Raw genomic sequence first — 23,466 nt, 5'->3', positions numbered from 1 at the left:
GCTCCGCCAACGGCCGGGGCGACCTGTTTCAATACCGAGGTTAGCCATGTCCACCACTCCCGCCACGCCGAAGGTCGGCTTCGTCTCCCTGGGTTGCCCGAAAGCCCTGGTCGACTCCGAGCGCATCCTCACCCAACTGCGCATGGAAGGCTACGAAGTCGTACCGACCTACGAAGACGCCGACGTGGTGGTGGTCAATACCTGCGGCTTCATCGACAGCGCCAAGGCCGAATCGCTGGAAGTGATCGGCGAAGCGATCAAGGAGAACGGCAAGGTCATCGTCACCGGCTGCATGGGCGTCGAGGAAGGCACTATCCGCGACGTGCACCCCAGTGTGCTGTCGGTCACCGGCCCTCAGCAGTACGAGCAGGTAGTCAACGCCGTTCACGAAGTGGTCCCGCCGCGCCAGGACCACAACCCGCTGATCGACCTGGTACCGCCTCAGGGCGTCAAGCTGACCCCGCGTCACTACGCGTACCTGAAGATTTCCGAAGGCTGCAACCACAGCTGCAGTTTCTGCATCATTCCCTCGATGCGCGGCAAGCTGGTCAGCCGCCCGGTCGGCGAAGTGCTCAGTGAAGCCGAGCGGCTGGTCAAGGCGGGCGTCAAGGAGATCCTGGTGATCTCCCAGGACACCAGCGCCTACGGCGTGGACGTCAAGTACAAGACCGACTTCTGGAACGGCCGCCCGGTCAAGACGCGCATGCTCGAACTGTGCGAAGCGTTGAGCAGCCTGGGTGCCTGGGTGCGCCTGCACTACGTGTACCCCTACCCCAATGTCGACGACGTGATCCCGCTGATGGCCGCCGGCAAGATCCTGCCGTACCTGGACATCCCCTTCCAGCACGCCAGCCCGAAAGTGCTCAAGGCCATGAAGCGCCCGGCCTTTGAGGACCGCACCTTGGCGCGCATCAAGCAGTGGCGTGAGCAGTGCCCGGAACTGGTCATCCGCTCGACCTTCATCGTCGGTTTCCCCGGCGAGACCGAGGAAGACTTCCAGTACCTGCTCGATTGGCTCACCGAAGCCCAGCTCGACCGCGTCGGCTGCTTCCAGTATTCGCCGGTCGAAGGCGCCCCGGCCAATGACCTGGGCCTCGACGAGGTGCCGGACGACGTCAAGCAGGATCGCTGGGACCGCTTCATGGCTCACCAGCAAGCCATCAGCAGCGCACGCCTGCAACTGCGTATCGGCAAGGAGATCGAGGTATTGATCGATGAAGTCGAGGAGCAGGGTTCGGTCGGCCGCAGCTTCTTCGATGCGCCGGAGATCGACGGCAGCGTGTTCATCGACGGCGATCACGGCTTCAAGCCCGGCGACAAGGTGCGCTGCCGCATCGTCGATGCCGACGAGTACGACATGTGGGCCGAACCCCTCTGAGCGGCATCCCCGGTGGCGGCGTGACGGTTTCCCAACCGCCTCGCCCGCTGCTATGGCCTCTACGATAATCCCAGGCGCTCACCATGACCTCGACGCTGACGCTCCATACGCCGCACTACACGGACTATCCGGAGCTGGTGCGCGTCTGGGAGGCCTCCGTCCGAGCCACCCACGATTTCCTGCCGGAGCACTACATCGTGCTGTTGCGCGAGCAGGTCCTGAACCGCTACCTGGACGCTGTGATGCTGACTTGCTGCCGTGATGGCGCAGGCCGCATCCTCGGTTTCGCCGGCGTGTCCAAGGGCCATGTAGACATGCTGTTCGTCGCCCCGGAGTCCCGTGGTCAAGGCGTCGGCAAGAAATTGCTGCGCCACGCCATTGAGGTGCTCGGCGCCGAGCGTCTGGATGTCAACGAGCAGAATACGCAAGCTTTGGCTTTCTACCTGCACGAAGGCTTCGAGGTGACGGGACGCTCGGACACCGACGGGCTGGGTCAGCCGTATCCGCTGCTGCACATGCAACTGCGGGCGATCGCCGGGTAGGACCGGGCCTTGGACATCGTATGAAGGGGCCCGGCTCGCGCAGATTGCCCGCCGCAGTCCAGCAGGGACGGGTACAATGAGCACCTTTCCCTGCCCTGCGAATACCTGCTCATGTCCGAACCCGTCCGCCTGTCAAAACGCCTCATCGAACAGCTCGGCTGCTCCCGCCGCGAGGCCGAACTGTATATCGAGGGTGGCTGGGTCACCGTCGACGGCGTGGTCATCGAGCAACCGCAGTTCAAGGTCGAGTCGCAACAGGTGGCGTTGCTGCCTGGCGCACGTGCCGAGAGCCTGGAACCGGTGACACTGCTGCTCAACCAACCCGCTGGGATGGACAGTGAAACGGCCCGCAGCAGCCTGAATATGGCCACACTCAGCGAAGCCCATCGCGAGGGTGTGCGGCCACTGCATGGTCATTTCGCCCGCCTCAACTGCCTGGCCCCGCTGGAGCGCGGCGCCAGCGGCCTGCAGGTCTTCACCCAGGACTGGCGGGTGACCCGCAAGGTGGAAGCCGACCTGCGTCGCCTCGAGCAGGAATACATCATCGAGGTGCGCGGCCAGGCTACTCCACAGGCCCTGGAGCGGCTGGCGCGAGGCGCTACACGCAACGACGGTGAGCTGCCTCGGGCCAAGGCCAGTTGGCAGAACGAAACCCACTTGCGCCTGGCCATCAAGCACCCACAACCCGGGCAGATTTCCGAACTATGTGCCTACCTGCGCCTGGAAATGCTCAGCCTGCGTCGCATCCGGCTCGGCGGTGTGTCGATGGGCAAGCTGGCACTTGGGCAATGGCGCTACGTGGCCGGCAGCGAACGTTTCTAAGCGATACAGCCGCCCTTCTGGGTGGCCTTGAAAAGGATTCGACTCACATGATCCACAACGATGTCCTGCGCAGCCTGCGCTACATGCTCAAGCTGAACGACGCCAAGATGGCCGAGATCATTGCCCTGTCCGGCCTCGAGGTGAACCCGGTGGTACTGGCCGGGTACATCAAGAAAGAAGACGAGGCCGGTTTCGTGCGCTGCCCGGAGCGGGTCATGGCGCATTTTCTCGACGGCCTGGTGATCCACCGTCGCGGCAAGGACGACACCCGTGCGCCGCAGCCGGTGGAGTTGCCGGTGACCAACAACACCGTCCTGAAAAAACTGCGAGTGGCCTTCGAACTGAAGGAAGACGATCTGCACGTCATTCTCAAGTCGGTCGATTTCCCCGTATCCAAGCCCGAGCTCAGTGCCCTGTTCCGTAAAGTCGGCCACGACAACTACCGCGCCTGCGGCGACCAGTTGCTGCGTAACTTCCTCAAGGGTCTGACCCTTCGCGTGCGTGGCTGAGACGACCATGCAACACAGCGTCTCGCCAGTCGGCATCGTTCGCTCCTGCTTCAAGGAAAAGTTCGCCATTCCCCGTCAGCCGCGCCTGGCGCCTGCGGCTCGCGGCGTGCTGGAACTGCTGCCACCGTTCGATCAAGGCGAAGCGGTACAGGGCCTAGAGCAGGTCAGCCATGTCTGGCTGCTGTTCCTGTTCCACCAGGCCTTGGAAGACACACCACGCTTGAAAGTGCGTCCTCCACGCCTGGGCGGTAACAAAAGCATGGGGGTGTTTGCCACCCGCGCAACCCACCGACCCAACGGCATCGGTCAGTCAGTCGTGCGTCTGGACGGCATAGCGCCCGGGCGGCTGCTGCTGTCAGGGATCGATTTGCTGGACGGCACGCCGGTACTCGACATCAAGCCCTATGTGCCCTATGCCGACTGTATCGAGGATGCACGCAACCAGATGGCCAGCGATGCGCCACAAACCATCGCTGTTCAGTGGGGCGAAAGCGCTTTGTCCCAGGCGCGCGAGCACGCTCTGCGTTTGGCAGAACCGTTGGTTGAGCTCATCGAGCAATGCCTGGCACAGGATCCACGTCCGGCTTACCAGGTGCCATCGCCGGAGCGCGTGTATGGCGTGAAGTTCTGGGATGTACAGGTGCGGTGGCATTATCCGCACCCAGCGCTGATCGAGGTGCTGGAAGTTGCAAGCGAAGGCTGAATGCTGCTTTCGCCAACGGCCATGCCGCAGGTGAAACCAGTGTGATAGAGACTTGCAGGCATAAAAAAACGCAGACTGGGTCTGCGTTTTTTTGCTGGACTCGCCTTACTTCTCGACGAAGGCCCGCTCGATCAGGTAATCACCTGGCTCGCGCATGCGCGGGGAGATCTTCAGGCCAAAGCTATCCAGCACTTCGCTGGTCTCATCGAGCATGCTCGGGCTACCGCAGATCATCGCACGGTCATCCTGCGGATTGATCGGCGGCAGACCGATGTCGGTGAACAGCTTGCCGCTGCGCATCAGGTCGGTCAGTCGACCCTGATTCTCGAACGGTTCGCGGGTCACAGTGGGGTAGTAAATCAGCTTTTCGCGAACCGCCTCACCAAAGAACTCGTTCTGCGGCAGATGCTCGGTGATGAACTCGCGGTACGCGACTTCATTCACGTAGCGTACGCCGTGAACCAGGATGACCTTCTCGAAGCGCTCATAGGTTTCAGGATCCTGAATCACGCTCATGAACGGCGCCAGGCCGGTGCCGGTACTCAGCAGATAGAGGTGCTTGCCCGGATTCAGGTCATCCAGCACCAAGGTGCCGGTGGGCTTCTTGCTGATGATGATCTCGTCGCCTTCCTTCAAATGCTGCAGTTGGGAGGTCAGTGGACCATCAGGCACCTTGATGCTGAAGAACTCGAGATGCTCTTCCCAGTTGGGCGAGGCGATCGAGTAGGCACGCATGAGCGGACGGCCGCCTTCCTGCTGTAGGCCGATCATCACGAACTGACCGTTCTCGAAGCGCAGGCCCGGGTCGCGGGTGCACTTGAAGCTGAACAGGGTGTCGTTCCAGTGGTGCACACTGAGGACACGTTCGTGGTTCATGTTGCTCATCGAGTGGGGCTCCTGAAGAAAAACGCAGCGCGCACGGGCGCACAATTGCGCGATAGTTTAGGGGCAGCGGGAATATCTGTTAACTTAATTATCAAGATAAGTGTTATCGGTTATATAGATATGCGATTCACGCTTCGTCAACTTCAGGTCTTCGTCGCCGTCGCCCAGCACCAGAGCGTGTCGCGGGCTGCCCATCTGCTGGCGCTGTCGCAGTCGGCCGCGAGTACCTCGATCACTGAGTTGGAACGCCAATCCAGTTGCCAGTTGTTCGATCGCGCCGGCAAGCGCCTGAGCCTCAATGCCCTGGGACACCAACTGCTGCCGCAAGCCGTGGCGTTGCTCGACCAGGCCAAGGAGATAGAGGACCTGCTCAATGGCAAGTCTGGCTTCGGCTCGCTGGCGGTCGGCGCAACCCTCACCATCGGCAACTACCTGGCGACCCTGCTGATTGGCAGCTTCATGCAGGTGCACCCGGAAAGCCAGGTTAAGCTGCACGTGCAAAATACCGCGCACATTGTGCACCAGGTGGCGCACTACGAAATTGACCTGGGTCTGATCGAAGGCGACTGTAGCCATCCTGACCTTGAGGTGCAGCCCTGGGTCGAAGACGAATTGGTGGTGTTCTGCGCGCCCCAGCATCCAATGGCGAAAACCGGCCGGGCCGACATCGCGGCGCTCTCCCAGGAAGCCTGGATCTTGCGCGAGCAAGGCTCGGGCACGCGTCTGACCTTCGATCAGGCCATGCGCCATCACCGTGCCAACCTGAACATTCGCCTGGAACTCGAACACACCGAGGCGATCAAGCGCGCCGTGGAATCGGGCCTTGGCATCGGCTGCATTTCCCGACTGGCCCTGCGCGATGCCTTCCGGCGCGGCAGCCTGGTGGCGGTGGAAACACCGGAGCTGGATCTACTGCGGCAGTTCTATTTCATCTGGCACAAACAGAAGTACCAGACCTCGGCCATGCGCGAGTTTCTCGAACTGTGCCGCAATTTCACGGCCGGCGTGCGACGTAGCGATGAGATCGTGCTGCCGGCCATCGCCTGAGCTCTAGCCGAGCAGGATCACACCCCAGACCAGTGCAACCATGCTCAGCGCCACCAATTGCGCCGCGCTGCCCATGTCCTTGGCGTTCTTCGACAAGGGATGGCGCTCCAGCGAGATGCGATCGATGGCAGCCTCGACTGCCGAGTTGAGCAATTCGACGATCAGCCCCAACAAGCAGACGGCAATCAGAATGGCGCGCTCGCCCCGGCTGACCGGCAACCAGAAGGCCGCGGGAATCAACAGCACATTGAGCAGTACCAGTTGGCGAAAGGCCGCCTCGCCCTTGAAAGCAGCGCGCAGGCCGTCCAGGGAGTAGCCAGCTGCATTGAAGATACGTTTCAGGCCGGTCTGGCCCTTGAATGGCGACATGAAGGTCCACCTGAGAAAAGCCGGCAGGCTAGTGCAGGCCGGGTCAAAAAAGCGTGAAGCCGCTCGCGTCAGTGCGTCGATACCGATTCAAGTTGTTGCAGCAGCAGCGCAGCCTGCGTCCGGGTGCGCACACCCAGCTTGCGGAAGATGGCCGTGACGTGGGCCTTGATGGTGGCCTCGGAAACGTTCAGTTCATAGGCGATCTGCTTGTTCAGCAAGCCTTCGCAGACCATGGTCAGCACCCGGAACTGCTGCGGCGTAAGGCTGGCGAGCCCCTCGCTGGCAGCCTTGGCCTCGGCCGAAACATCGATTTTGTCGAACGCCTGGGGCGGCCACCACACCTCGCCGTCCAGTACCTTCTGCACCGCATCTTGAATGGTTTCCAAGGGACTGGACTTGGGAATGAAGCCGCTGGCACCGAATTCGCGGGACTTGACCACCACCGCCGCTTCTTCCTGTGCGGACACCATCACCACCGGAATCTGCGGATACTGCCCACGCAGCAGGACAAGCCCGGAAAAACCGTAGGCGCCCGGCATGTTCAAATCGAGCAAGACCAGGTCCCAGTCGGCTTTTTCGGTGAGGCGGGTTTCCAGCTCGGCGATGCTGGCGACTTCCACCAAGCGCACCTGTGGCCCGAGACCGAGGGTCACGGCCTGGCGCAGCGCGCTGCGAAACAGCGGGTGGTCATCGGCAATCAGGATTTCGTATGTAGCCATCGATCCAGGGGTCCTGTTCTGTGTCGAGCACGGCAACGGCGACTTCGTGGCCGAATCGGCGCCAAGGATGCCGAGCACCGTGCAGAGGGTCAAGCCAATTACCGAGCGGTTTGGCGCCTGCGGCCGTTCTGACAGTATGAACCTGTCCGGCCGGCCTGCACCTTGGACTATAGGAAGGTATGCAAGCGCCGATGCGCCTCATCGTCGGGGTCCAGTGCCAAGTGCCGTTTGCCACTCAGGTAATGAAGGCTGAAGACATCGAGGTAGGCGTCCAGCGCTTGAGAGGCGCGTTGATCGCCGGCCAGATCCAGGCACATGGCGGCCACTTCGGCAGTACAGAAATGATCATCGCGCTTGGAACGGCGCAGGCGATAGCGCGACATCTGCTCGGCCTCCAGACTCAAGACCGGAAAGCGGTCGAGGTAAGGGCTCTTGCGAAACATCTTGCGCGCCTCGGTCCAGGTGGCGTCGAGGAGGATGAACAGCGGCCGTTTGCCGGGATCGCATGCCACCTCGTTGACCACGCGCTGCGGCTCGACGAACTCGCCGGGAAATACGATATAGGGCTGCCAATGGGGATGCTCGAGCAGTGCCAGCAGACGCAAATCCACGTCTGTGCGCTGCCAGCCAAAGGCCCAGGTGTCCTGGATCAGGTCGGCGATCAGCCAACCTGTGTTGGTCGGTTTCAGCGGTTCGGTATCATGCATCACCAGGCACATACCCGCACGCGCATCGACACGGGGCTTCCAGGCGCACAGGCAATGGCTGGCAATCACTCGGCAGTCCGGACAACGCTCGGCGCGTGAACCACGGGCGATAAAGGGTTTATTGCTGCGAGCCAGACGCTCGGCGCGCAGGCGCGCGACGGCATGACTCATGGCTGCAAGCCTGCAGCGGAGATCGGGACGAACACGGAGGCGACTCGACGGGAACAAAGGCCGCAGTTTACCAGAGCGCATACAGGATTGGCGTGCAGACCCCTGCTGCCCGCGCCTATAATCGACGCCTCGCGGCGCCCGACGCTCAGACCGGGTCAGTTCATGGAACGCCGCCCCTCTGCACCTGTCCAAGCGCCAGTCACCGAACCAGGAGAGATTCATGCTGCGTCTTATCATCCCGACCCTGAGCCTGATGCTCGCCCTGCCATTGGCAGCCCAGGCGGCGTCCAAACAGGACTACGAGCTGGAGCAGATGCTGCAGAAGGTTGCCAAGAAAAGCAGTGTCGGCACACCTCGCGCCATCAATGAGGATATCCTCGACCAGGGCTACACCGTGGAGAAGGGCAAGGCGCTGGTCAATCATCTGAGTGTGAGGGCCGGGCAGGCTGCGGACATGCAACGAAACCCGGAAACAGTTCGCGACCAGTTGGGCCTAAGTGTGTGCCACAACACCGGTTATCGCCAGTTGATGGCCAAGGGCGCGGTAATGGTGTACCGCTTCACGGTGTACAAGACCAATCAGCCGATCATGGACCAGGCATTCGATTCAGCCAGCTGCCAGGCCGGCAACAAGAAGAAGTAACTCGACACTCGTCGGTTCCCCGCGCGCCGTTGAGGTTCATCGGCGCGCAAATTCATGCCCTCCCCATCTTGCCCTCCAATCACTCCATCCGTTCGTGCTGAGTCCCCCAATCGGCGTGACTGCCGCCTGGCGTCTAGATTGACAATCAACGCCGGCCGCAAACTTACTCACTGAGCGGGCGCGCCAAGGTTCGCGCGCGGGGTACAAACCCAATGCAATACTCCGCCTGTACACTCCAACGTCAGCCATTATTGACACATGCAGCGTTGTGATCGGGACATGAGGTCAGCCGGTCGAAAGTGTGCTGCACAAGGAGACGTTGAATGCCCTATTCTTCCAATGAGCAGTTATCCGAATACTTCAGCGGACAAGGCCTCGACCTGAGCGCCGTCGACGGACTGCTCCAGCAAGCGGCGCCGGACAGCCCCAACCTGCCACTCTATCGCGACATGATGCTGACCATCCTGCGCATGGCCTGTGATGATGCCGACCGCTGGAACGCCAAGATCACGCTACAGGCGCTGCGTGAACTGGAGCATTCATTCCGAATACTGGAGCGCTACAAAGGGCGACGCAAAGTCACCGTATTCGGCTCCGCACGCACGCCCCAGGAACATCCGATGTATTCCCTCGCGCGTGAGCTCGGTGCCACGCTGGCGCGTTCGGAGCTCATGGTCATCACAGGCGCCGGGGGCGGCATCATGGCTGCGGCCCATGAAGGCGCAGGCGCTGAAAACAGTCTGGGTTTCAATATCAGGCTGCCGTTCGAGCAACATGCCAATGCGACAGTGGACGGCACGGACAAGCTGCTGCCCTTTCACTTCTTCTTCATCCGCAAACTGTTCTTCGTCAAAGAGGCCGATGCCTTGGTGCTCTGCCCTGGCGGATTCGGCACCCTCGATGAAGCACTCGAAGTACTGACATTGATCCAGACCGGCAAAAGCCCTTTGGTGCCGGTGGTCTTGCTGGACTCGCACGATGGCAGCTTCTGGCAGGAAGCGCTGGGCTTCATCAGCCGTCAGTTGGAAGAGAACCGCTACATCTTGCCGCGAGACCTGAAACTGGTACGCCTGGTACAGAGCGCCGAAGAGGCCGTGCAGGAGATCAATCAGTTCTACAGCAACTACCACTCAAGCCGCTGGCTGAAGAGCCAGTTCGTGCTGCGCATACAGCATCCCTTGAGCGAGGCAGCACTAGACGAGGTTCGAGATACATTTGCCGACTTGTGCCTGAGTGCAAGCTTCGAGCAACTACCCGCTAGCAGTGCGGAGCAGGAGGACGAACGTTACAGCCACCTGACCCGCCTGACCTTCGCTTTCACAGGGCGAGATCAAGGCCGCTTACGAGAACTGGTGGACTTCATCAACCTGCCGGAAAACTGGTGTGAGTCCATGCCAAAGCATGCGACTGAACCAAATCAGGAAGCCTTGAAGAGTGGCTGAATGAAAAACGGCCGTAAGGCTGACCTGACAAGCACCTGTCAGGTCAGCCTTACGGCCGTCAGTCATCAGGATCGCGCCCGCTAAGCAGTCGACCGATCATGTCGAGAGAAAAACCTCGGTACGCCAAAAAACGTGTTTGCTGCGCCCGGCTGCGTGGGTCTCGAGGACGCTCGCCGCTGAATTTCCGTTGCCAGACGTCACGCAATCGAGCTGCCCAGTCGACGCCGCTATCACGCAGCGCTTGCTCCACATCACCCCGATCCAACCCGCGCTGGCCCAATTCCTCACGAATTCGCGAGGGACCGTAGCCAGCATTGGACCGATAATGGATGAAGCTTTCCAGATAGCGGGCCTCACTCAAGAGCCCTTCTTCAGCGAGCCGATCAAGGGCAGGCTCGATCAGCTCATCAGTAGCGCCACGCTGGCGCAGCTTGCGGATCAACTCAACCCGACCATGTTCGCGGCGGGCGAGTAGATCCATGGCAGTGCGCCGAACGGCAACGGGCGTGTCGAGTACGACGGACATTGGCGCTCAACCGTGTGGATCAGTAACCGGCGTCTGCATCGGCTACGTCGCTGGCATCTGCCTGGGCGGCTGCAGTCTTGCCCGCAGCAGCTACCGCGCCAGCATTGAGCAGCTTGTCGCGAATCTGCTTCTCGATTTCAGCACCGATGGCTGGGTTTTCTTGCAGGTACTTGGCAGCATTGGCCTTGCCCTGACCGATCTTGTTGCCTTGGTAGCTGTACCAGGCACCGGATTTTTCGACCAAGCCTTGAGAAACGCCCAGGTCGATGATCTCACCATTACGGTAGATACCCTTCCCGTAGAGAATCTGGAACTCGGCCTGACGGAACGGTGGTGAGACCTTGTTCTTGACCACTTTGACGCGGGTCTCGCTACCGACCACTTCGTCGCCTTCCTTCACCGCGCCGGTGCGGCGGATGTCCAGACGTACGGAGGCGTAGAACTTCAGCGCGTTACCACCGGTGGTGGTTTCCGGGCTACCGAACATCACGCCGATCTTCATACGGATCTGGTTGATGAAGATGACCAGGCAGTTGGCGTTCTTGATGTTACCGGTGATCTTGCGCAGCGCTTGGGACATCAAACGGGCCTGCAAGCCGACGTGCATGTCACCCATCTCGCCTTCGATTTCAGCCTTGGGCACCAGGGCCGCCACGGAGTCGACGATGATCACGTCAACGGCGTTGGAGCGCACCAGCATGTCGGTGATTTCCAGGGCCTGCTCGCCAGTGTCTGGCTGGGAGACCAGCAGATCGTCGACGTTAACGCCAAGCTTGCCAGCGTACTCGGGATCAAGGGCGTGCTCGGCATCGACGAAGGCGCAGGTGGCACCACTTCTCTGAGCTTCGGCAATGACCGACAGCGTCAGTGTGGTCTTACCCGAGGACTCCGGACCGTAGATCTCGACGATCCGGCCCTTTGGCAGACCGCCAATGCCGAGGGCGATGTCCAGCCCCAGGGAGCCGGTGGAGATGGCGGGAATCGCTTGGCGCTCGTGGTCGCCCATGCGCATGACCGCGCCCTTGCCGAATTGGCGTTCGATTTGACCCAGGGCCGCAGCCAAGGCGCGCTTCTTGTTGTCGTCCATTGAAATCCTCACGTGTTCGACTTGGCCCTGATGGCCGGGAATACCTGTATAAGTAGCCAGTATTATTCCACAGGGAATTCTTTCCGCCTACCCCCGTCCAGCGATTTACTCCCCGCCAAGCTGTAACAAGCCGTCTAACGCGGCCAGCACCGTTTGCCGCCGTACCGCTTCGCGGTCGCCGTCGAACTGGCGGCGCTGGCTGACGACGCGCGCGCCATCGGCCCAAGCCAGCCATACGGTACCCACAGGCTTGAGCGGCGAGCCGCCGCCCGGCCCTGCAATACCACTGACAGCCACGGCGAAACGTGCACCGCTAGCGGCCTGCGCGCCACGGACCATGGCCTCGACCACTTCCTGACTGACCGCACCGACCTGCTCGAACAGCGGCGGCGGCACGCCAAGCTGGCGCGTTTTCTGAGCATTGGAGTAGGTCACATATCCGGCTTCGAACCAGGCCGAACTGCCGGACACGCGGGTAATGGCCTCGGCGATGCCACCGCCGGTGCAGGATTCGGCGGTGCTCACCTGTACCTGAAGACGGCTCAGGTGCTCGCCCAGGCGTGCAGAAAGAACGGTGATGGGGTCCATGACAGGCTCCTGGGTGACAGCGCACTACCCTACCACCCTCGCCCGCCCAGGCAAGTGTTCAAGGTGCCAGCGCGCGAATGTAGGCCTGACAGGCACGCAGGGCGATCATTGCGCGGTCGCCGTCGTCGGTGATGGCGATAATTCGTCGAGCATGCGCCGGGTCAAGTCGGGCGCGTACGGCGCCATGATCCACGCCGCCGGCGCCGGTGGCGGCGGGCACTGGGGCGCAGGCGGTGTCGCGCTCGACCAGGACCGACAGGCGCAGATCGGCAGTAGCAAGGCGGTCACGCAGGCGAGCTTGATTGTGTTGGGCATCGGTCAGTTCCTGGAAATGTCTGGATTCACTGTCGCTCAGGCGGGCCTCGAGCCCCAGGCGCTGTTCCTGCTCGCGACGCAGTTGGGCATGCAGCACCTCGGCCTGCTCGACCCGCTGCTGCGCCTGCAACTGCTCGGACTCGGCCAGCAATCGCTCGCAGCGCCAGCCCTGCACCTGCCAGGCCAAGGTGGCCGCCGTCAGCATCAGCACGGCGCACACGGCAACCTGCCAGCGGCTCAGCACAGCACCTCCCGGGCACGGGCCCAGAGCTTGAGGCGCTCGTCGAGGCCATTCAGGCCGCCGTTGATATGTCGGGTGATGCGGTTGAACTCACCCTGGTCAGCCAGGGCATTGAGGCCTCGCGACTGCCAGAACCACGCCGCTGATTCGCTGGCCCAGCGTGGTTGCTCGAGCAGTTGCGGTTGCGCCAGCAGGCGCTCGTCGCCGAACAGCGCACGACTGCAGGCCTGGTAGTTGTTGCGCCCGGTCACTTGGATCAGACCTCGGCCACGGTACAGCTGACCGTCGCCATCGGCCTGTGGCGTATTACCCAGGCGCAGCGCCAGCGCACCGGTGTCGTAACGCGCCAGATAGGCATCACTGCCCAACTCCCTGACGTAGCGCAGTTGCCCTGACTCATGGCCGATCTGAGCCAGGAAGGCGGCCACACGCTTGGGATGATCGATCTGCCAGTGCGCCATGGCGGCGTTGAGCGGATCGATGAACAGGCCGGCACGTTGGCCGGCCAGGGGAAAAATCTGAGTGAGTTGCGTCTCGGTGAGCATGCGCCACCTCCGTATCACGAAAAAAGCCCAGGCAATGCCTGGGCGGTTTCAGAGGGTGATTGAAGGCGTCGGGTCAGATGCCCAGCGAGGCCATTTCCAATGGCGAGCGGTAGGTCGCCGCAGCCTGCGCGATGCAGGCGCGGGCCTGGAGGTTGGCCTGGCTCAGATCATCGATGAGATCGGCAATCCGTTGCGCTTCCTTGAGCATCCACATCCGTGAGTACACGGCGGCGGCAACGCCGCCGACAACGACGATCAAGTTGGAGAAGAGCTCGGCCAGCCGTTGCGAACAAAGGCTGATCTGCTCGACGGTGGTACGCACCACTTCCACCACCTCCTCGTTGTAGTCGAGGTTATTGGCCACGCTGGCCCCCCAAATGCTGGTGACCAGCGCCTTGCAGTCCTGAATTTCCTGTGCGGTGAGCGACATGATGACATTCTCCATTGCTATCAGTGGGATCGGCGGACATCTCCGCCAAGTGATCGCTCGAAGGCGAAGGCTCGAAGCACGAGGCTTTCACATGATTCAAGGTGCGGCAGCGACCGCATTTGATCTGGAGCTCGGAAGCGGGGGTGATGCGCGCCAGCAGCTTCTTGCACTGGCCGCAGCGAAAGTCGACGAACATCGGCGGCTCCTTTGCGGATGGATTGGACCGACTCACGCCTTGAGCGAGCCGGCCTTGCGGGGTCGATGGCCTTTGCTTGCAGCCTTGCCGGTCTTGCCACCATTGCACTGCACGGTGGTGCGCCAGCCCGACGGGGTGAACACCTGCTCGACCGAATCGATCAGGTACTGGCCATCGAGGCCGTCGACGAAACCGCTGATATCGAGGCTGCGCTCGACGAACAGGTCGGTGCGCCCTGGCATGTCCAGACGCACATGGGCCGTATCGCGGTTGAAGCTGGCCAGGTGCGCACGCGCTGCCTGCTCGGCAGCGGCGCGGTTGGGGTACAGATGACGGTCCATGTGCACCGGCCGGGCGCTGCCCGAGGTGTTGTCGTTAACCAACTCGACCACCTCGCGGGCGCCGCTGGCCGGACTCTGGTGGCAGGTGCGCACCGCCTTGCGCGAGGCCTTGTCGTCCAGGCGAAACTGCCACTGGCTGACCTCGCTGCGCTTGAGCGTCACTACCCCCAACGCCTGGCCGCTGGCGCTCTGGCCGCCTTGGCGCGGCAGCACCAGCAACTGGCCGTTGGCAAGCTTGGCGGTGCTGTCGTACTGGCGAGCCAGTCGGGTAATGAAGTTGAAGTCCGACTCGCGAAACTGATCGACCCGCGGTACCACCCGCGTGACTGGGCAGATGGCCTGCCAGCCGTTGCGCGCACCGATCTCAGCGACGATGCGCTGCAACGAGACATTCTCCCAACTGCCACTGCGAATGGTCCTGCCACTGCCGCACAGGTCGCTGGCCTTGCCGCGAATGACGAGGGTGTCCGGTGGACCGGACAGCTCCACCTCATCGACCGTGAAGCGGCCGAGCAAGGTTAGCGGCTGACCGGCATAACCCAGGTGCACCTCCAGCACCGCGCCACGTGACGGCAGGGCCAAGGCGCCGTCACGGGCGTCGATGCGCAATTCGAAGTCGTCGGAGTCCAGCCCCGGCTTGTCAGTGGTACGCAGCGACAGTAGACGGTCGTTGATCAGCGCGGTGATGTCCTGGCCGTCGGCGCGGATGCTGAAGACGGGTCTCATGATTCAGGTCTCCATTGCAAAAAAAACAGGGGCACTCAGTCCCAAAGCTGCACGGCGCTGGCCATGGAGGTCGGTAGGTCCGGCAGCAGGATGACCACCTCGGCAGGCAGCGGTTGGGGGACGTCCGCCAGTCCTTGATTGGCCTGCAGCACGGCTTCCACCGTGCCCTGCAGATGGCCGTAATAGTGCTGGCAGAGGGTATCGAGCAGATCGCCGTCAGACGTTTTGCAGATCTTCGCCATAGCGTGTGAACTCCAGTGAGAAACCCTGTTTGCGTGGAATGCCACCGGCCAGCAGGTTGCTCTGGTCTTCGTCGATGCTGGTCAGGCACCAGTTGCCGAGCACCTCGCCGTAACCGGTGGTCAGGCTCAACGGCAGCAACTGCCGACCGATGCTACGCAGGGTCTGCAACTGGCCCAGGCCACCTTTGAAGGAGGGAAAAATCGCCCCCGAATGCTGATGGTTTCCTCGCCTTGGGCGACGGCCTGCTGGGCGCTGTCACGACTCAAACGCTCCTGCGCAGCCCAGCGGAAACGGGTCTGCCGGCGCAGTTGGTCGAACGCGGCGGTGTCGAGGTTGAAGTAGTAAGGCGCTGCATTGGGCTTGAGTGGCTGCAGCACCAATAGATGAGGAAAGGGTTTGACCGCCTCGGCGGCCGGGGTGGTGAGTGGCGCAAAACCGAACGCGGCCAGTACCCCGCGGCCGACGGCACGAACGTCGCCGACCACTTTGCGGATCGCCGCCCCCGCCTTGCCCAAGTGCTCTGAAAAGGTGTCGATGCGTGCCTGGACCTTGCGCACCTCGTCGACCGTCTTGTCATAGCGGGCGATCACTTTGTTCACTCGCCCGTGCGCCGAGTCGAGGGCGCGCATCGTGCGCTGCAGGCGCTTGCCAATCGCCGGCCCAACCCAAGGCAAGGCTTCGAGTTCGCTTGCCGCCTGCTTGACGTGGTCCACCGCCTGATCCATCGGATCGAGCATGGCACCGGCACGCCGACGACCCTCTTCGCCCGCCTTGACCAGGGCGTGCAGTGCACCTTGCAACTGCTCCAGGTAGGTCATGAATATCGCTCCCGTTCAAAAGCCTCGCAGAGGATCCGCCAAGCGGGCCTCCTCGGCCCTCTGCCGTTTCTCCAGCACGCTGCGCACGGCCGCTTCCAGGTCCAGCGTCAACTGGTCGTGGTCAAAGGCCGGGCCTTGCACCGTGATGGGGATGTGGGTGGTGAAATTGAGTGGCTGACTGACCACGGCCTGCGCAGTCGCATTGACGGCGACGGGCGGCGGCGACACGTCTTCGGGCAGCATGCTGCTCGTTGCGGGCACCGTGACCTGCGCCGCCGGTCGTTGCAGACTCACCGACAGCGGGAAGCGAATCGGTATTGGCGCGATGCCTGGCATGGTCGACATGCCGGGCATGGTCGGTGGCCATGTCGGGTTGCCCACTGCGCTGGAAGACGATTCGGCAGGTCGCTGATCGCGCGTGACATTCGGCGCCTGGCGGGGCGCATGGGAAGACGGCTTGTCGACGACACGTTCCAGCGAAACGACAGGTTTTACCTGGACCGGCGTTGGCTCTGGCGACCCGCCGGCTTTGTCCAATTCACCCCTTGCTGCCGCCTCCGAGGCCTGCGCCTCAATCTTCGGTAGCCCCACCGTAGAAGCCGGCCTTGACGGTTTCTGACGGAGTTGGACGGGCCGGGGCTTGGTGCCTGCCGCCGCGTGACCGGGAATCTGAATGTCGAGTGGTGGCAAGGGGGCGATGCCCGGTACGAGCGAAGGGCTGGGGATCCTGGGCGGCCAGAGCGGTCTGTCGGGCGTGACGATCGACTGGGCGCGCTGTTCGGTGGTGCTGGCCATCACGGGTTCAGGACCCTCGGTCACAAGCGCTGAGGCGTCCTGCGGTTGTAGCGAGATCGCTTGTGGCGGTGACGCCGCTGGCTCGTCAGCGCCTTTTGCAGCTTCTGCCTCGGATGAAAAGAACGTCGCGCCAATGTAGCCACCGATGGCCGAACCGAGTTGATCGCCTAGGAAATTACCAATCATCACGCCCATCGGTGCGGCTTGAGGCAAGCCCATCCAGGTGAGCGCCGCCCCTGCTCCGGCGCCCAACAACACACCGCCCACTGCGCCACCATAACCGGCACCGCGCTCCTCGGCCGTTTTGGCGGTCGCGGCGGTGTACGCCCACTTGGCAGCCCCTTCAACGGCCAGCCAGGTCACAGGATTGTAAGCCAGCCCCTTGCTCAGTGCGGAAGTGAGTGAGGGCAGCGGCCCACGCCAGAGACGTTGCTTGGCCGACTCCCAGAGCGCTGCGCCGCTGGCGACAATGCCAGTCGTGGCGACCGCATCCTTGATGGTGTGCATCATCTTCGAATACGGATCGACCTGCGGCGGCGCCGCCACGGCTTGTGGCGAGGAATCGGTGTTGCTTGCTCCCACGGCGGGCGTAGCCATCAGTGCTTTGCCGATGACCGGCCCTGCTTTGTCGGCGGCCATGCTGAGACCGATACCGCCTACCTCCGACGCTACCTTGCCAGCAGTCCGGTTGAACAGGAACGCGCCTGCCGCCTTGCCTAGCAGCCCTGCCAAAGGCGCTCCGAACGCGCTGATATAGCCGGCAACCTGTTGCTCGGGCGTCTTGGCATTCAAGGTAGTGAAAGTACCCTTCAACGCGATGTCCAGAGCCGTACCGGATCGTGCACCCCTGGCTTCCTCAAGCGCCCTGTGTACACGGGAGGGCTCGACTGCGGCGACCGGTGACCTCGAAACCGTCTCGCCCCCGGCAGTCCGAGGTGACTGCGCAACTGCGGCTGCGGACTTCACCGGGCGCGATGCGCTTCGCTTGGTCCGCTTAGCCCTGTTTCGCGATCTGGAGGGCCGGACTCTTGGCTCAGGTTCAGCGGTAACCACGGTCGGCGCAAGAACAACGGCGCCCTTTTGTACCGCCCCCTCGACACCTGAATTGACGTTAGCAATCGAGGCAGTCGGGCTGCCCATTCCAGGGACACTGGGCTGCGCTTTGCCGTCCGGGAAGGACGCAGCAGCATAAGGTGCACCGAGGCCGGCAAACGCCGGCCTGTAGCCCCCTGCGCAGCGATTGATGCGGGTCCAGACGCGTGGGTGTCCCCCATCGCGCTCCAAGGGGGATGCCACTGCCCCGCAACCGGGGATGCCTGCACAGGCGCATAATCGTAAGACGCCCAGTGATCAGCAAACCTGGCGCGGTAGGCCTCGAACGCATTCGGGGAGGCCGAACGGGATGCGTAGGCCTCCCCAGAACACTCTCTGGTTGTTTCGCCATGCAGTACTCCTCTCAATCCGACAGCCACCAGGCCATGTCGCTGAACGACATGGCCATGATTTCGCTTGCGGAAAAGTTCAGCTCCTTGGCCAGCCGCCTGGCGGCGGCCTTCTGCCGGGCAGGGTCAAACCGCGTCGTCCTGCACCAGGCGAAAGTACCCGGCCTGCAAGCGGCCGTAGTCCTTCAGGGTCAGGCCTTCGAGGTCCTTGATGCCGACTTCGGCCAACGACGCGAACAGGTTCAGTTCGCGCTGCTCGTCATCCTTGGCCCCGCCAGCCTGGGCGTTGCGCATGTCACGCACCGTCGGGGCGCGCAGCGACAGGCTGTCGACCTGCACGCCGTTGGCCTCGCTGGGACGCGACAGGCGCACGGTGACGCGCTCGGCGGTCAGGTGCAGCCAGGTCGGCTGCGTAGTCTGCTCAGTCATCCGGCGCTCCTTACAGGCCCAGCGCAGCACGCTGCGCCGCCAGTTGATCGACGCCGTCGATGACCCGCTTCATGCCCAGAGCATCGATCTCGTAGACCAGGCGACCGTCGACCTCAAGCTTGTAGTAGGTCAGCGCGACGCTGTGCTTGATCTCGGCCTTGTCGCCGGACTTCCAGTCGCCCATGTCAATTTCCTTGAGCGAACCGCGCAGGGTGACGATGACCGGATTGATCTGGCCCTTCAGGCCCTTGAAGGCACCGCGGAACGTACCGTTGAAAGCGGTGCCGTCGGCCAGGCCGAAGAACTTCAGCGACTCGCGGCGCACGCCGGTGGTGGTGAAGGCCGCCTCTTGCTTTTCCATGCCCTGGTCCATGTGGACCGGCATGTCCATGCCACCGGGACGGTGCTCTTCCATCTTCAGGGTGAGCTTGGGCAGGGTCAGGCTGGGGACATCGCCCTGGAAGCTCACACCGTCGACGAACAGGTTCAGGTTGGCCAGGGTTTCGGGAATCATTGCCATGTAGATGCGCTCCTTAAGCGGCGGTATCGAGGACTTCGGTCAGCCACTGGTTGGTGACTTCGACGCGGAAATTGGGGTTTTCGGCAGGCGGGACGTCAGTGAAGCGGATGTTCCAGTACACCTTGCCCTGCTCCAGTTGGCTGGCGGTGTTCAGCTCCGGGTCAGCGAAGACCTCGAAGTTGATGATCGCGCCCTGGTTCTTCAGGTCGCGCATGAAGGCCTGCAGGCCCTCGGTGACGTCCTTGACGTAGGTGGCGGTGATGGAGCGGTCGACGGCCCATTTGTGGCCGTAGAGGATCGCGTCCATGACGATGTCCAGGGTGCGCACGCGGGTGACGAAGGCCCATTTCGGATCACTGGACAGGGTGCGGTTGCCCCACAGACGGAAGCCGTCGTCGCGGATGATGGTGGCGATGTTGGCGTTGTTCAGCAGATTGGCGCGGCAGCTGTCATCGCCATCGAGGAACTCCACCGGACGGGTGGTGCCGGTGATGCCCACCAGCTCCTTGTTCGACGGCGAGGCCCAGAAGCCGTACTCGCGGTCGGTCCAGGCGAACAGACCCGCGACCCAGGCCGAGCTCGGCGCATCGACCGTGGCCTCGGCGGCGGTGTCGAAGTAGCGCACGCCTGGGTCGACCAGGAAGGCACGCTTGGCACCGAAGTTCTTGGCGTAGGCCACGGCCGCTTCATCGGTGGTCGCCGGACCGTCGATGATGGCGATGCCACGCAGCTTGTCGGCCAAGGCCACCAGCGCGGTACCGACCGCCTGGGTGGCGCTGTGCTTGGGGGCGACCAGCAAACGGGGCTGGGCGTTGAACCGGCTCTTGCCGTCGAGCAGGGCCTGCAGGCCAGTACGCTTGCCATCGGCCAGCACGCTACCGATGACGGCGGCGGTCTGTTCGGCCGAGTCGTCGAGCTTGGCCACGCCACAGGCGACGATCACCGCCTTGGCGCGGCTGTAGATGGCGCGGCAGGCCTTGGTGATCGCCGCATCGGCGCCGAAGGCGGCGACCGCTTCGCGTTCGCTGGTGATGAGCACCAGGTCGTTGGCCTTGGCCGAGACGCCGGCCCCTTCGGTGAAGGTGTCGACCAGGCCGATGATCGAGGACGACGGCAAGGCAATGTTGCGGGCGCCGGTGTCGACGTTGGTGACGGTGACGCCGTGGAAGAATCCACTCATATAGGGTTACTCCGATTCAGATATGAAAAACCCCGCAGAATGCGGGGTCCAATGGGATGGCGCTTTGGCATAGCCGCAGGCCGTGTAATCAGCTGACTAAAGTGAGCGTTTGAAACCTCTTATCGGCGAGGCATTAGGACAGCTGCTCAATGCTCTTATCTGGAGTGAGCAGGCGTTCGAAAGAATCTAGAAGCGCTGTGATGCTCTGGATTTTATCGACGAACTCTTGGTAGCGGGCCTGTCTGACTTCGCCGTCCAAACTCAGCAGTTCTTGTTTGCGCAATCGAATACCAGCCAATGCTTCGAGTGCATCACGACGTTGTACAGCCTTATCTAGAATCAGATCGGCTGCCCCTTTTAGTTGAAGGCCAGTGACAGCAGCGTAATGGGTGATCCAGCCTCCTCCATCGCCCTCATATCCCGCTTCGCGATAAGCACTAGCAGCCTTTTCACGGGCTGCATACTCGGGTTCGAAACGAACCCAAGCCGCGTAGGCGAAAGCCACATAGTCATCGATACGATGAAACAGTTCGTCAACGCTCGGCCAGGTAAGTGCAGACTCGACAAGCCGAGGAAGTGGTTGGGAAAAATCGATTACTTTTCCTTCGCTTTGCCCCTTCAATAATTGCCCGTGGAGCTCATCAGTAATCGCTTGAGCATCCGCAGGTAACGATAGCGACACTTCGTCGCTGTAAAACGCTTTGTTTTCGCTGCTTGCATAAATGGTCATTTCGGTTCCATGAAAGAAATCTCAAACTTCACGGGCGTGCTCAATAACCCAGCGCACGCCAGTGGATAGCACGAGCGTTATTCGAGTAGTTATCGTTGAATACCTGGCCTTCAAAGCCTGTCAGACTTGGAAGGCTGTGACTGACCTCTTGTCGTGACAGGCGATAGGAGGCATCGTGGTCGTAGTCGTCGATTGCGATGCCTACCGTAACGACGAGGCTCAAACAGGCAGCTGAAAAAGCGACCGGGAACACTGTGTCAATGGTTAGACTGGAGGCGCCCAGGAGGGAATGACGCGTGCCCCACTGCTCAATCAGCCCATTCGGTAACCGGTAATAACCCGAAGTCCCCAAGTACTTGGCCCAAGGCTGCCGGAGGTGGTCAACTCCGGTACCCAGCATCAACCACCTTCCCACCTCAATGCATGTCAAGTCCACGTAGGTATCAGGTGGAAGCTGTCGCGCCAGTTTCGACGATGGGCTTGCTAGGCTTGCCTGTATTTCGTCGGAGCCTTGAGGTGAAATTGCCAACTGTTGAGAACCCCAGTTGTGAATTCTGATCGTAATGCCTGGGCGACTTGCGAACAGTGCGGAGTTGGGCACGACATAGCCCTGGGCCCACCACCCCAAAAATGCACGACCCCCCCACATGAGCGACCGTACCTACAACCACATCGCTGCCGTTGTAAACCGACACACTATTGAATTGCTGGCCTCGCGCATTTACGAAGTCTGTGTTGGCCACGGCTGTATTGACAGTGAAACGCGGCTGCGTCGGAGCCGTGGGATTACCGGTGAACATCGGACTGGCCAGAGGCGCCTTGAGGGCAAGCGCGCTGTCCACCTGAGCAGTCGTGTAAACGTCGGTCAAACCATAGCCGTCAACAGTGGTTGGATTCGTCGCCGAGACTACGCGCCCGTACTTGTCGACCACTACACTGCGATAGGTACCAGCAGGCACACCGGTACGACCGAACGCCATCTCATAATCCTGCGCACTGACGCCGACCGTGATCGGCCCATCGCTGACCAACTGCCAGCCACTGTCGCCGTTGACCGTGCCGCGCTCGACCAGCACCAGCAGGCCCGGGGTGAGCTTGGCGTCGGTGTCTGCATCGCGACTGCGGGTCCAACTGCCCGCCGCAACCAAGTAGAGACCATTGTCCTTGGCATTGGTCTGATTCTTCACCAGCACCCGCGCGCCGGCAGACAAGGCCACCCCATCCACGGACTGTATACCGCTCAAGGCGATGTTGGTGGTGGTTGCCACCAACACCGAATGCTTGAAATCCTGCTTGGCCAACTCCTCGCTGACCCACTCTCGGGTAGCCAGCACTACCGCTGGGTCGATCTTCAATTGCACATTGCTGGCGCTGCTGACCACCAGGTTCATGCGCACCACCTGGGTACGGCCAGAGCCTTGACTGAGCAGCGGTTTATAAGTGGGTGCGCAGTTGGCCACAGCGACCATGTCGCCATCGGCGTCGTACAGCGCAATTTCACGGATCCACTTACCGCCGACGTCTGCCGGAATGACCTGTTCGGCGACGATGATTGCGCTGTTCCTGTCGTCCACCTTGAGTTGGTTCAGCGGCGCACGGCGCCATTCATTGAGCAGACTGACCTGGGTGGCATTGGGCGTGGGGTCGGTGCCGTTGGCATCGCCCACGCCCATGTGAGTGATGGTCCATGGGATGCCCAAGGCATCCGCGTTGGCCTGCTTCGCCGCACCCACGTTGGTGAGGATGGCGTAGAACTGGGAATTCTGATCAACCATGTGCAATGTCCAAGGTATCGATTGTGTGTTCGCGGCCGCCGCGACCAATGACGCCGTTGACGGCGATGTCGCGGGCTGCCAATGGATAGATGTCGAGCTCGTCGCCATCCTGTAGCGCGCAGCCGAAGTACAGACCTCCCTTGCTTTCCAGGCTGATCACAAGCCCTGTCATGTGCCGACTGACCGGGCGCGCGTCGTCGATCAGCGCCGACAGCTCGTTGTAGGTCCGTTCGCTGATACCGGCGTCGGCAACGCCGACCTTCAGCGCGAAGGTGCCCGGCACGCCGGCAGGCTTGGCTTGCCACCATTCCTGCACCTCGATGAGGTAACCGAATGGCTCGACCACTCGCCTGAGGGCGCCGAGGGTGCCCTTGTGGGCGTGGACGAAGAAGGTGGAGCGGATCACCGAACGCTTGATCGCCTCGCTCCAGCTGTCGTCCCAGCGGTCCACCGACCAGGCCCAGGCCAATTGGTAAAGCAGATGCGCCGGGCAAGTGTCGGGGTTGTACAACTGGCGCAGGGTGACTTTCAGGTCCTCGTCGCTCGCGCGTTCCAGAGCCCGCTCCAGCGGTGTGCGATTCAGGGGCAGGAGACTGTTCATA

At 62.0% G+C, this 23,466-nt stretch carries 28 protein-coding genes and 2 pseudogenes; 8 read left to right on the top strand and 22 right to left on the bottom strand.

What is annotated here, in order from left to right; all coding sequences use genetic code 11:
- Window positions 1–46: 46 nt before the first annotated feature.
- The 5 genes from rimO to tsaA all read left to right on the top strand — a co-directional run bounded on the left by rimO (window position 47) and on the right by tsaA (window position 3,954).
- Window positions 47–1,378, top strand: a complete 1,332-nt coding sequence (gene rimO / locus GKC70_RS06300; RefSeq protein ID WP_342650781.1) for a 30S ribosomal protein S12 methylthiotransferase RimO — start codon at window positions 47–49, stop codon at window positions 1,376–1,378.
- 83 nt (window positions 1,379–1,461) lie between these two features.
- Window positions 1,462–1,920: a GNAT family N-acetyltransferase gene (locus GKC70_RS06295; protein ID WP_029613474.1), complete on the top strand. Its 459-nt coding sequence runs from the start codon at window positions 1,462–1,464 to the stop codon at window positions 1,918–1,920.
- Between the two features lie 111 nt (window positions 1,921–2,031).
- Entirely contained in the window at window positions 2,032–2,742 is a 711-nt protein-coding gene (locus GKC70_RS06290) for an rRNA pseudouridine synthase (RefSeq protein WP_342650780.1), read from the top strand.
- A 47-nt stretch (window positions 2,743–2,789) separates the two neighbouring features.
- On the top strand, window positions 2,790–3,251 hold the full coding sequence (locus GKC70_RS06285) for a DUF1456 family protein (RefSeq protein WP_029613473.1): 462 nt from the start codon (window positions 2,790–2,792) through the stop codon (window positions 3,249–3,251).
- A gap of 7 nt (window positions 3,252–3,258) precedes the next feature.
- Window positions 3,259–3,954, top strand: a complete 696-nt coding sequence (gene tsaA, locus GKC70_RS06280; RefSeq protein ID WP_342650779.1) for a tRNA (N6-threonylcarbamoyladenosine(37)-N6)-methyltransferase TrmO — start codon at window positions 3,259–3,261, stop codon at window positions 3,952–3,954.
- A 105-nt stretch (window positions 3,955–4,059) separates the two neighbouring features.
- On the opposite strand, the gene fpr is transcribed toward tsaA, so the two are convergent.
- Window positions 4,060–4,839: a ferredoxin-NADP reductase gene (fpr, locus tag GKC70_RS06275; protein ID WP_029613471.1), complete on the bottom strand. Its 780-nt coding sequence runs from the start codon at window positions 4,837–4,839 to the stop codon at window positions 4,060–4,062.
- A 120-nt stretch (window positions 4,840–4,959) separates the two neighbouring features.
- Here fpr and finR point away from each other — a divergent pair, with 120 nt between their 5' ends.
- On the top strand, window positions 4,960–5,886 hold the full coding sequence (gene finR, locus GKC70_RS06270) for a LysR family transcriptional regulator FinR (protein WP_029613470.1): 927 nt from the start codon (window positions 4,960–4,962) through the stop codon (window positions 5,884–5,886).
- A 3-nt stretch (window positions 5,887–5,889) separates the two neighbouring features.
- Here the strand turns inward: finR and GKC70_RS06265 are convergent, their stop codons facing one another.
- The 3 genes from GKC70_RS06265 to GKC70_RS06255 all read right to left on the bottom strand — a co-directional run bounded on the left by GKC70_RS06265 (window position 5,890) and on the right by GKC70_RS06255 (window position 7,852).
- Complete coding sequence (locus GKC70_RS06265; RefSeq protein ID WP_295485820.1) at window positions 5,890–6,255, bottom strand: diacylglycerol kinase; 366 nt, start codon at window positions 6,253–6,255, stop codon at window positions 5,890–5,892.
- Between the two features lie 68 nt (window positions 6,256–6,323).
- On the bottom strand, window positions 6,324–6,974 hold the full coding sequence (gene erdR / locus GKC70_RS06260; RefSeq protein WP_342650778.1) for a response regulator transcription factor ErdR: 651 nt from the start codon (window positions 6,972–6,974) through the stop codon (window positions 6,324–6,326).
- A gap of 167 nt (window positions 6,975–7,141) precedes the next feature.
- The gene (locus tag GKC70_RS06255; RefSeq protein WP_342650777.1) at window positions 7,142–7,852 is read right to left on the bottom strand and encodes a tRNA-uridine aminocarboxypropyltransferase; all 711 of its coding nucleotides are present in this window, start codon (window positions 7,850–7,852) and stop codon (window positions 7,142–7,144) included.
- 220 nt (window positions 7,853–8,072) lie between these two features.
- Between GKC70_RS06255 and GKC70_RS06250 the strand changes: the two genes are divergently transcribed.
- Both GKC70_RS06250 and GKC70_RS06245 read left to right on the top strand, forming a co-directional pair.
- Window positions 8,073–8,495 (top strand): quorum-sensing-regulated virulence factor family protein, encoded by a 423-nt coding sequence (locus tag GKC70_RS06250; protein ID WP_342650776.1) that lies wholly within the window; start codon window positions 8,073–8,075, stop codon window positions 8,493–8,495.
- Between the two features lie 323 nt (window positions 8,496–8,818).
- The gene (locus tag GKC70_RS06245) at window positions 8,819–9,937 is read left to right on the top strand and encodes an LOG family protein (RefSeq protein ID WP_342650775.1); all 1,119 of its coding nucleotides are present in this window, start codon (window positions 8,819–8,821) and stop codon (window positions 9,935–9,937) included.
- 58 nt (window positions 9,938–9,995) lie between these two features.
- Here the strand turns inward: GKC70_RS06245 and recX are convergent, their stop codons facing one another.
- The 18 genes and pseudogenes from recX to GKC70_RS06155 form a co-directional block, all read right to left on the bottom strand.
- Window positions 9,996–10,463 (bottom strand): recombination regulator RecX, encoded by a 468-nt coding sequence (recX, locus tag GKC70_RS06240; RefSeq protein ID WP_342650774.1) that lies wholly within the window; start codon window positions 10,461–10,463, stop codon window positions 9,996–9,998.
- A 19-nt stretch (window positions 10,464–10,482) separates the two neighbouring features.
- Entirely contained in the window at window positions 10,483–11,550 is a 1,068-nt protein-coding gene (gene recA, locus GKC70_RS06235; protein ID WP_039579520.1) for a recombinase RecA, read from the bottom strand.
- 105 nt (window positions 11,551–11,655) lie between these two features.
- Complete coding sequence (locus tag GKC70_RS06230) at window positions 11,656–12,138, bottom strand: CinA family protein (RefSeq protein WP_342650773.1); 483 nt, start codon at window positions 12,136–12,138, stop codon at window positions 11,656–11,658.
- A 58-nt stretch (window positions 12,139–12,196) separates the two neighbouring features.
- Window positions 12,197–12,658, bottom strand: a complete 462-nt coding sequence (locus GKC70_RS06225; RefSeq protein ID WP_342651475.1) for a lysis system i-spanin subunit Rz — start codon at window positions 12,656–12,658, stop codon at window positions 12,197–12,199.
- A 32-nt stretch (window positions 12,659–12,690) separates the two neighbouring features.
- Window positions 12,691–13,239, bottom strand: a complete 549-nt coding sequence (locus GKC70_RS06220) for a glycoside hydrolase family 19 protein (protein WP_342650772.1) — start codon at window positions 13,237–13,239, stop codon at window positions 12,691–12,693.
- A 73-nt stretch (window positions 13,240–13,312) separates the two neighbouring features.
- Entirely contained in the window at window positions 13,313–13,669 is a 357-nt protein-coding gene (locus tag GKC70_RS06215; RefSeq protein ID WP_029613460.1) for a hypothetical protein, read from the bottom strand.
- A 52-nt stretch (window positions 13,670–13,721) separates the two neighbouring features.
- Window positions 13,722–13,865, bottom strand: a pseudogene (locus GKC70_RS06210) (Com family DNA-binding transcriptional regulator); the annotation flags it as partial.
- A gap of 32 nt (window positions 13,866–13,897) precedes the next feature.
- Window positions 13,898–14,932: a contractile injection system protein, VgrG/Pvc8 family gene (locus GKC70_RS06205; RefSeq protein ID WP_342650771.1), complete on the bottom strand. Its 1,035-nt coding sequence runs from the start codon at window positions 14,930–14,932 to the stop codon at window positions 13,898–13,900.
- A gap of 35 nt (window positions 14,933–14,967) precedes the next feature.
- Entirely contained in the window at window positions 14,968–15,174 is a 207-nt protein-coding gene (locus tag GKC70_RS06200; RefSeq protein ID WP_029613458.1) for a tail protein X, read from the bottom strand.
- Window positions 15,149–15,993, bottom strand: a pseudogene (locus tag GKC70_RS06195) (phage tail protein). The gene GKC70_RS06200 and the pseudogene GKC70_RS06195 overlap by 26 nt, the downstream one beginning before the upstream one ends.
- Before the next feature lie 15 nt (window positions 15,994–16,008).
- Complete coding sequence (locus GKC70_RS06190) at window positions 16,009–17,601, bottom strand: hypothetical protein (protein WP_342650770.1); 1,593 nt, start codon at window positions 17,599–17,601, stop codon at window positions 16,009–16,011.
- Window positions 17,602–18,356: 755 nt separating this feature from the next.
- Window positions 18,357–18,659, bottom strand: a complete 303-nt coding sequence (locus GKC70_RS06185; RefSeq protein ID WP_342650769.1) for a phage tail assembly protein — start codon at window positions 18,657–18,659, stop codon at window positions 18,357–18,359.
- A gap of 10 nt (window positions 18,660–18,669) precedes the next feature.
- A complete protein-coding gene (locus GKC70_RS06180) occupies window positions 18,670–19,179 on the bottom strand; it encodes a phage major tail tube protein (RefSeq protein WP_029613455.1) in 510 nt (169 codons plus the stop codon).
- Window positions 19,180–19,192: 13 nt separating this feature from the next.
- Window positions 19,193–20,359, bottom strand: coding sequence for a phage tail sheath family protein (locus GKC70_RS06175; protein WP_342650768.1), 1,167 nt, complete (start codon window positions 20,357–20,359; stop codon window positions 19,193–19,195).
- Window positions 20,360–20,492: 133 nt separating this feature from the next.
- Window positions 20,493–21,089, bottom strand: coding sequence for a hypothetical protein (locus GKC70_RS06170; protein WP_342650767.1), 597 nt, complete (start codon window positions 21,087–21,089; stop codon window positions 20,493–20,495).
- Window positions 21,090–21,129: 40 nt separating this feature from the next.
- Window positions 21,130–21,489, bottom strand: coding sequence for a hypothetical protein (locus GKC70_RS06165; RefSeq protein WP_342650766.1), 360 nt, complete (start codon window positions 21,487–21,489; stop codon window positions 21,130–21,132).
- A 43-nt stretch (window positions 21,490–21,532) separates the two neighbouring features.
- Entirely contained in the window at window positions 21,533–22,864 is a 1,332-nt protein-coding gene (locus tag GKC70_RS06160; RefSeq protein WP_342650765.1) for a phage tail protein, read from the bottom strand.
- Window positions 22,857–23,465, bottom strand: coding sequence for a phage tail protein I (locus GKC70_RS06155; RefSeq protein WP_342650764.1), 609 nt, complete (start codon window positions 23,463–23,465; stop codon window positions 22,857–22,859). Before GKC70_RS06155 ends, GKC70_RS06160 begins: the two co-directional genes overlap by 8 nt.
- Window position 23,466: the final 1 nt, after the last annotated feature.

The organism is Pseudomonas sp. REB1044 (genome assembly GCF_038813925.1).
GTDB classification, from domain to species: Bacteria; Pseudomonadota; Gammaproteobacteria; order Pseudomonadales; family Pseudomonadaceae; genus Aquipseudomonas; species Aquipseudomonas boreofloridensis.
The sequence above is the reverse complement of the archived record's forward strand: the minus strand, read 5'-3'. Positions and strand labels throughout refer to the sequence as shown.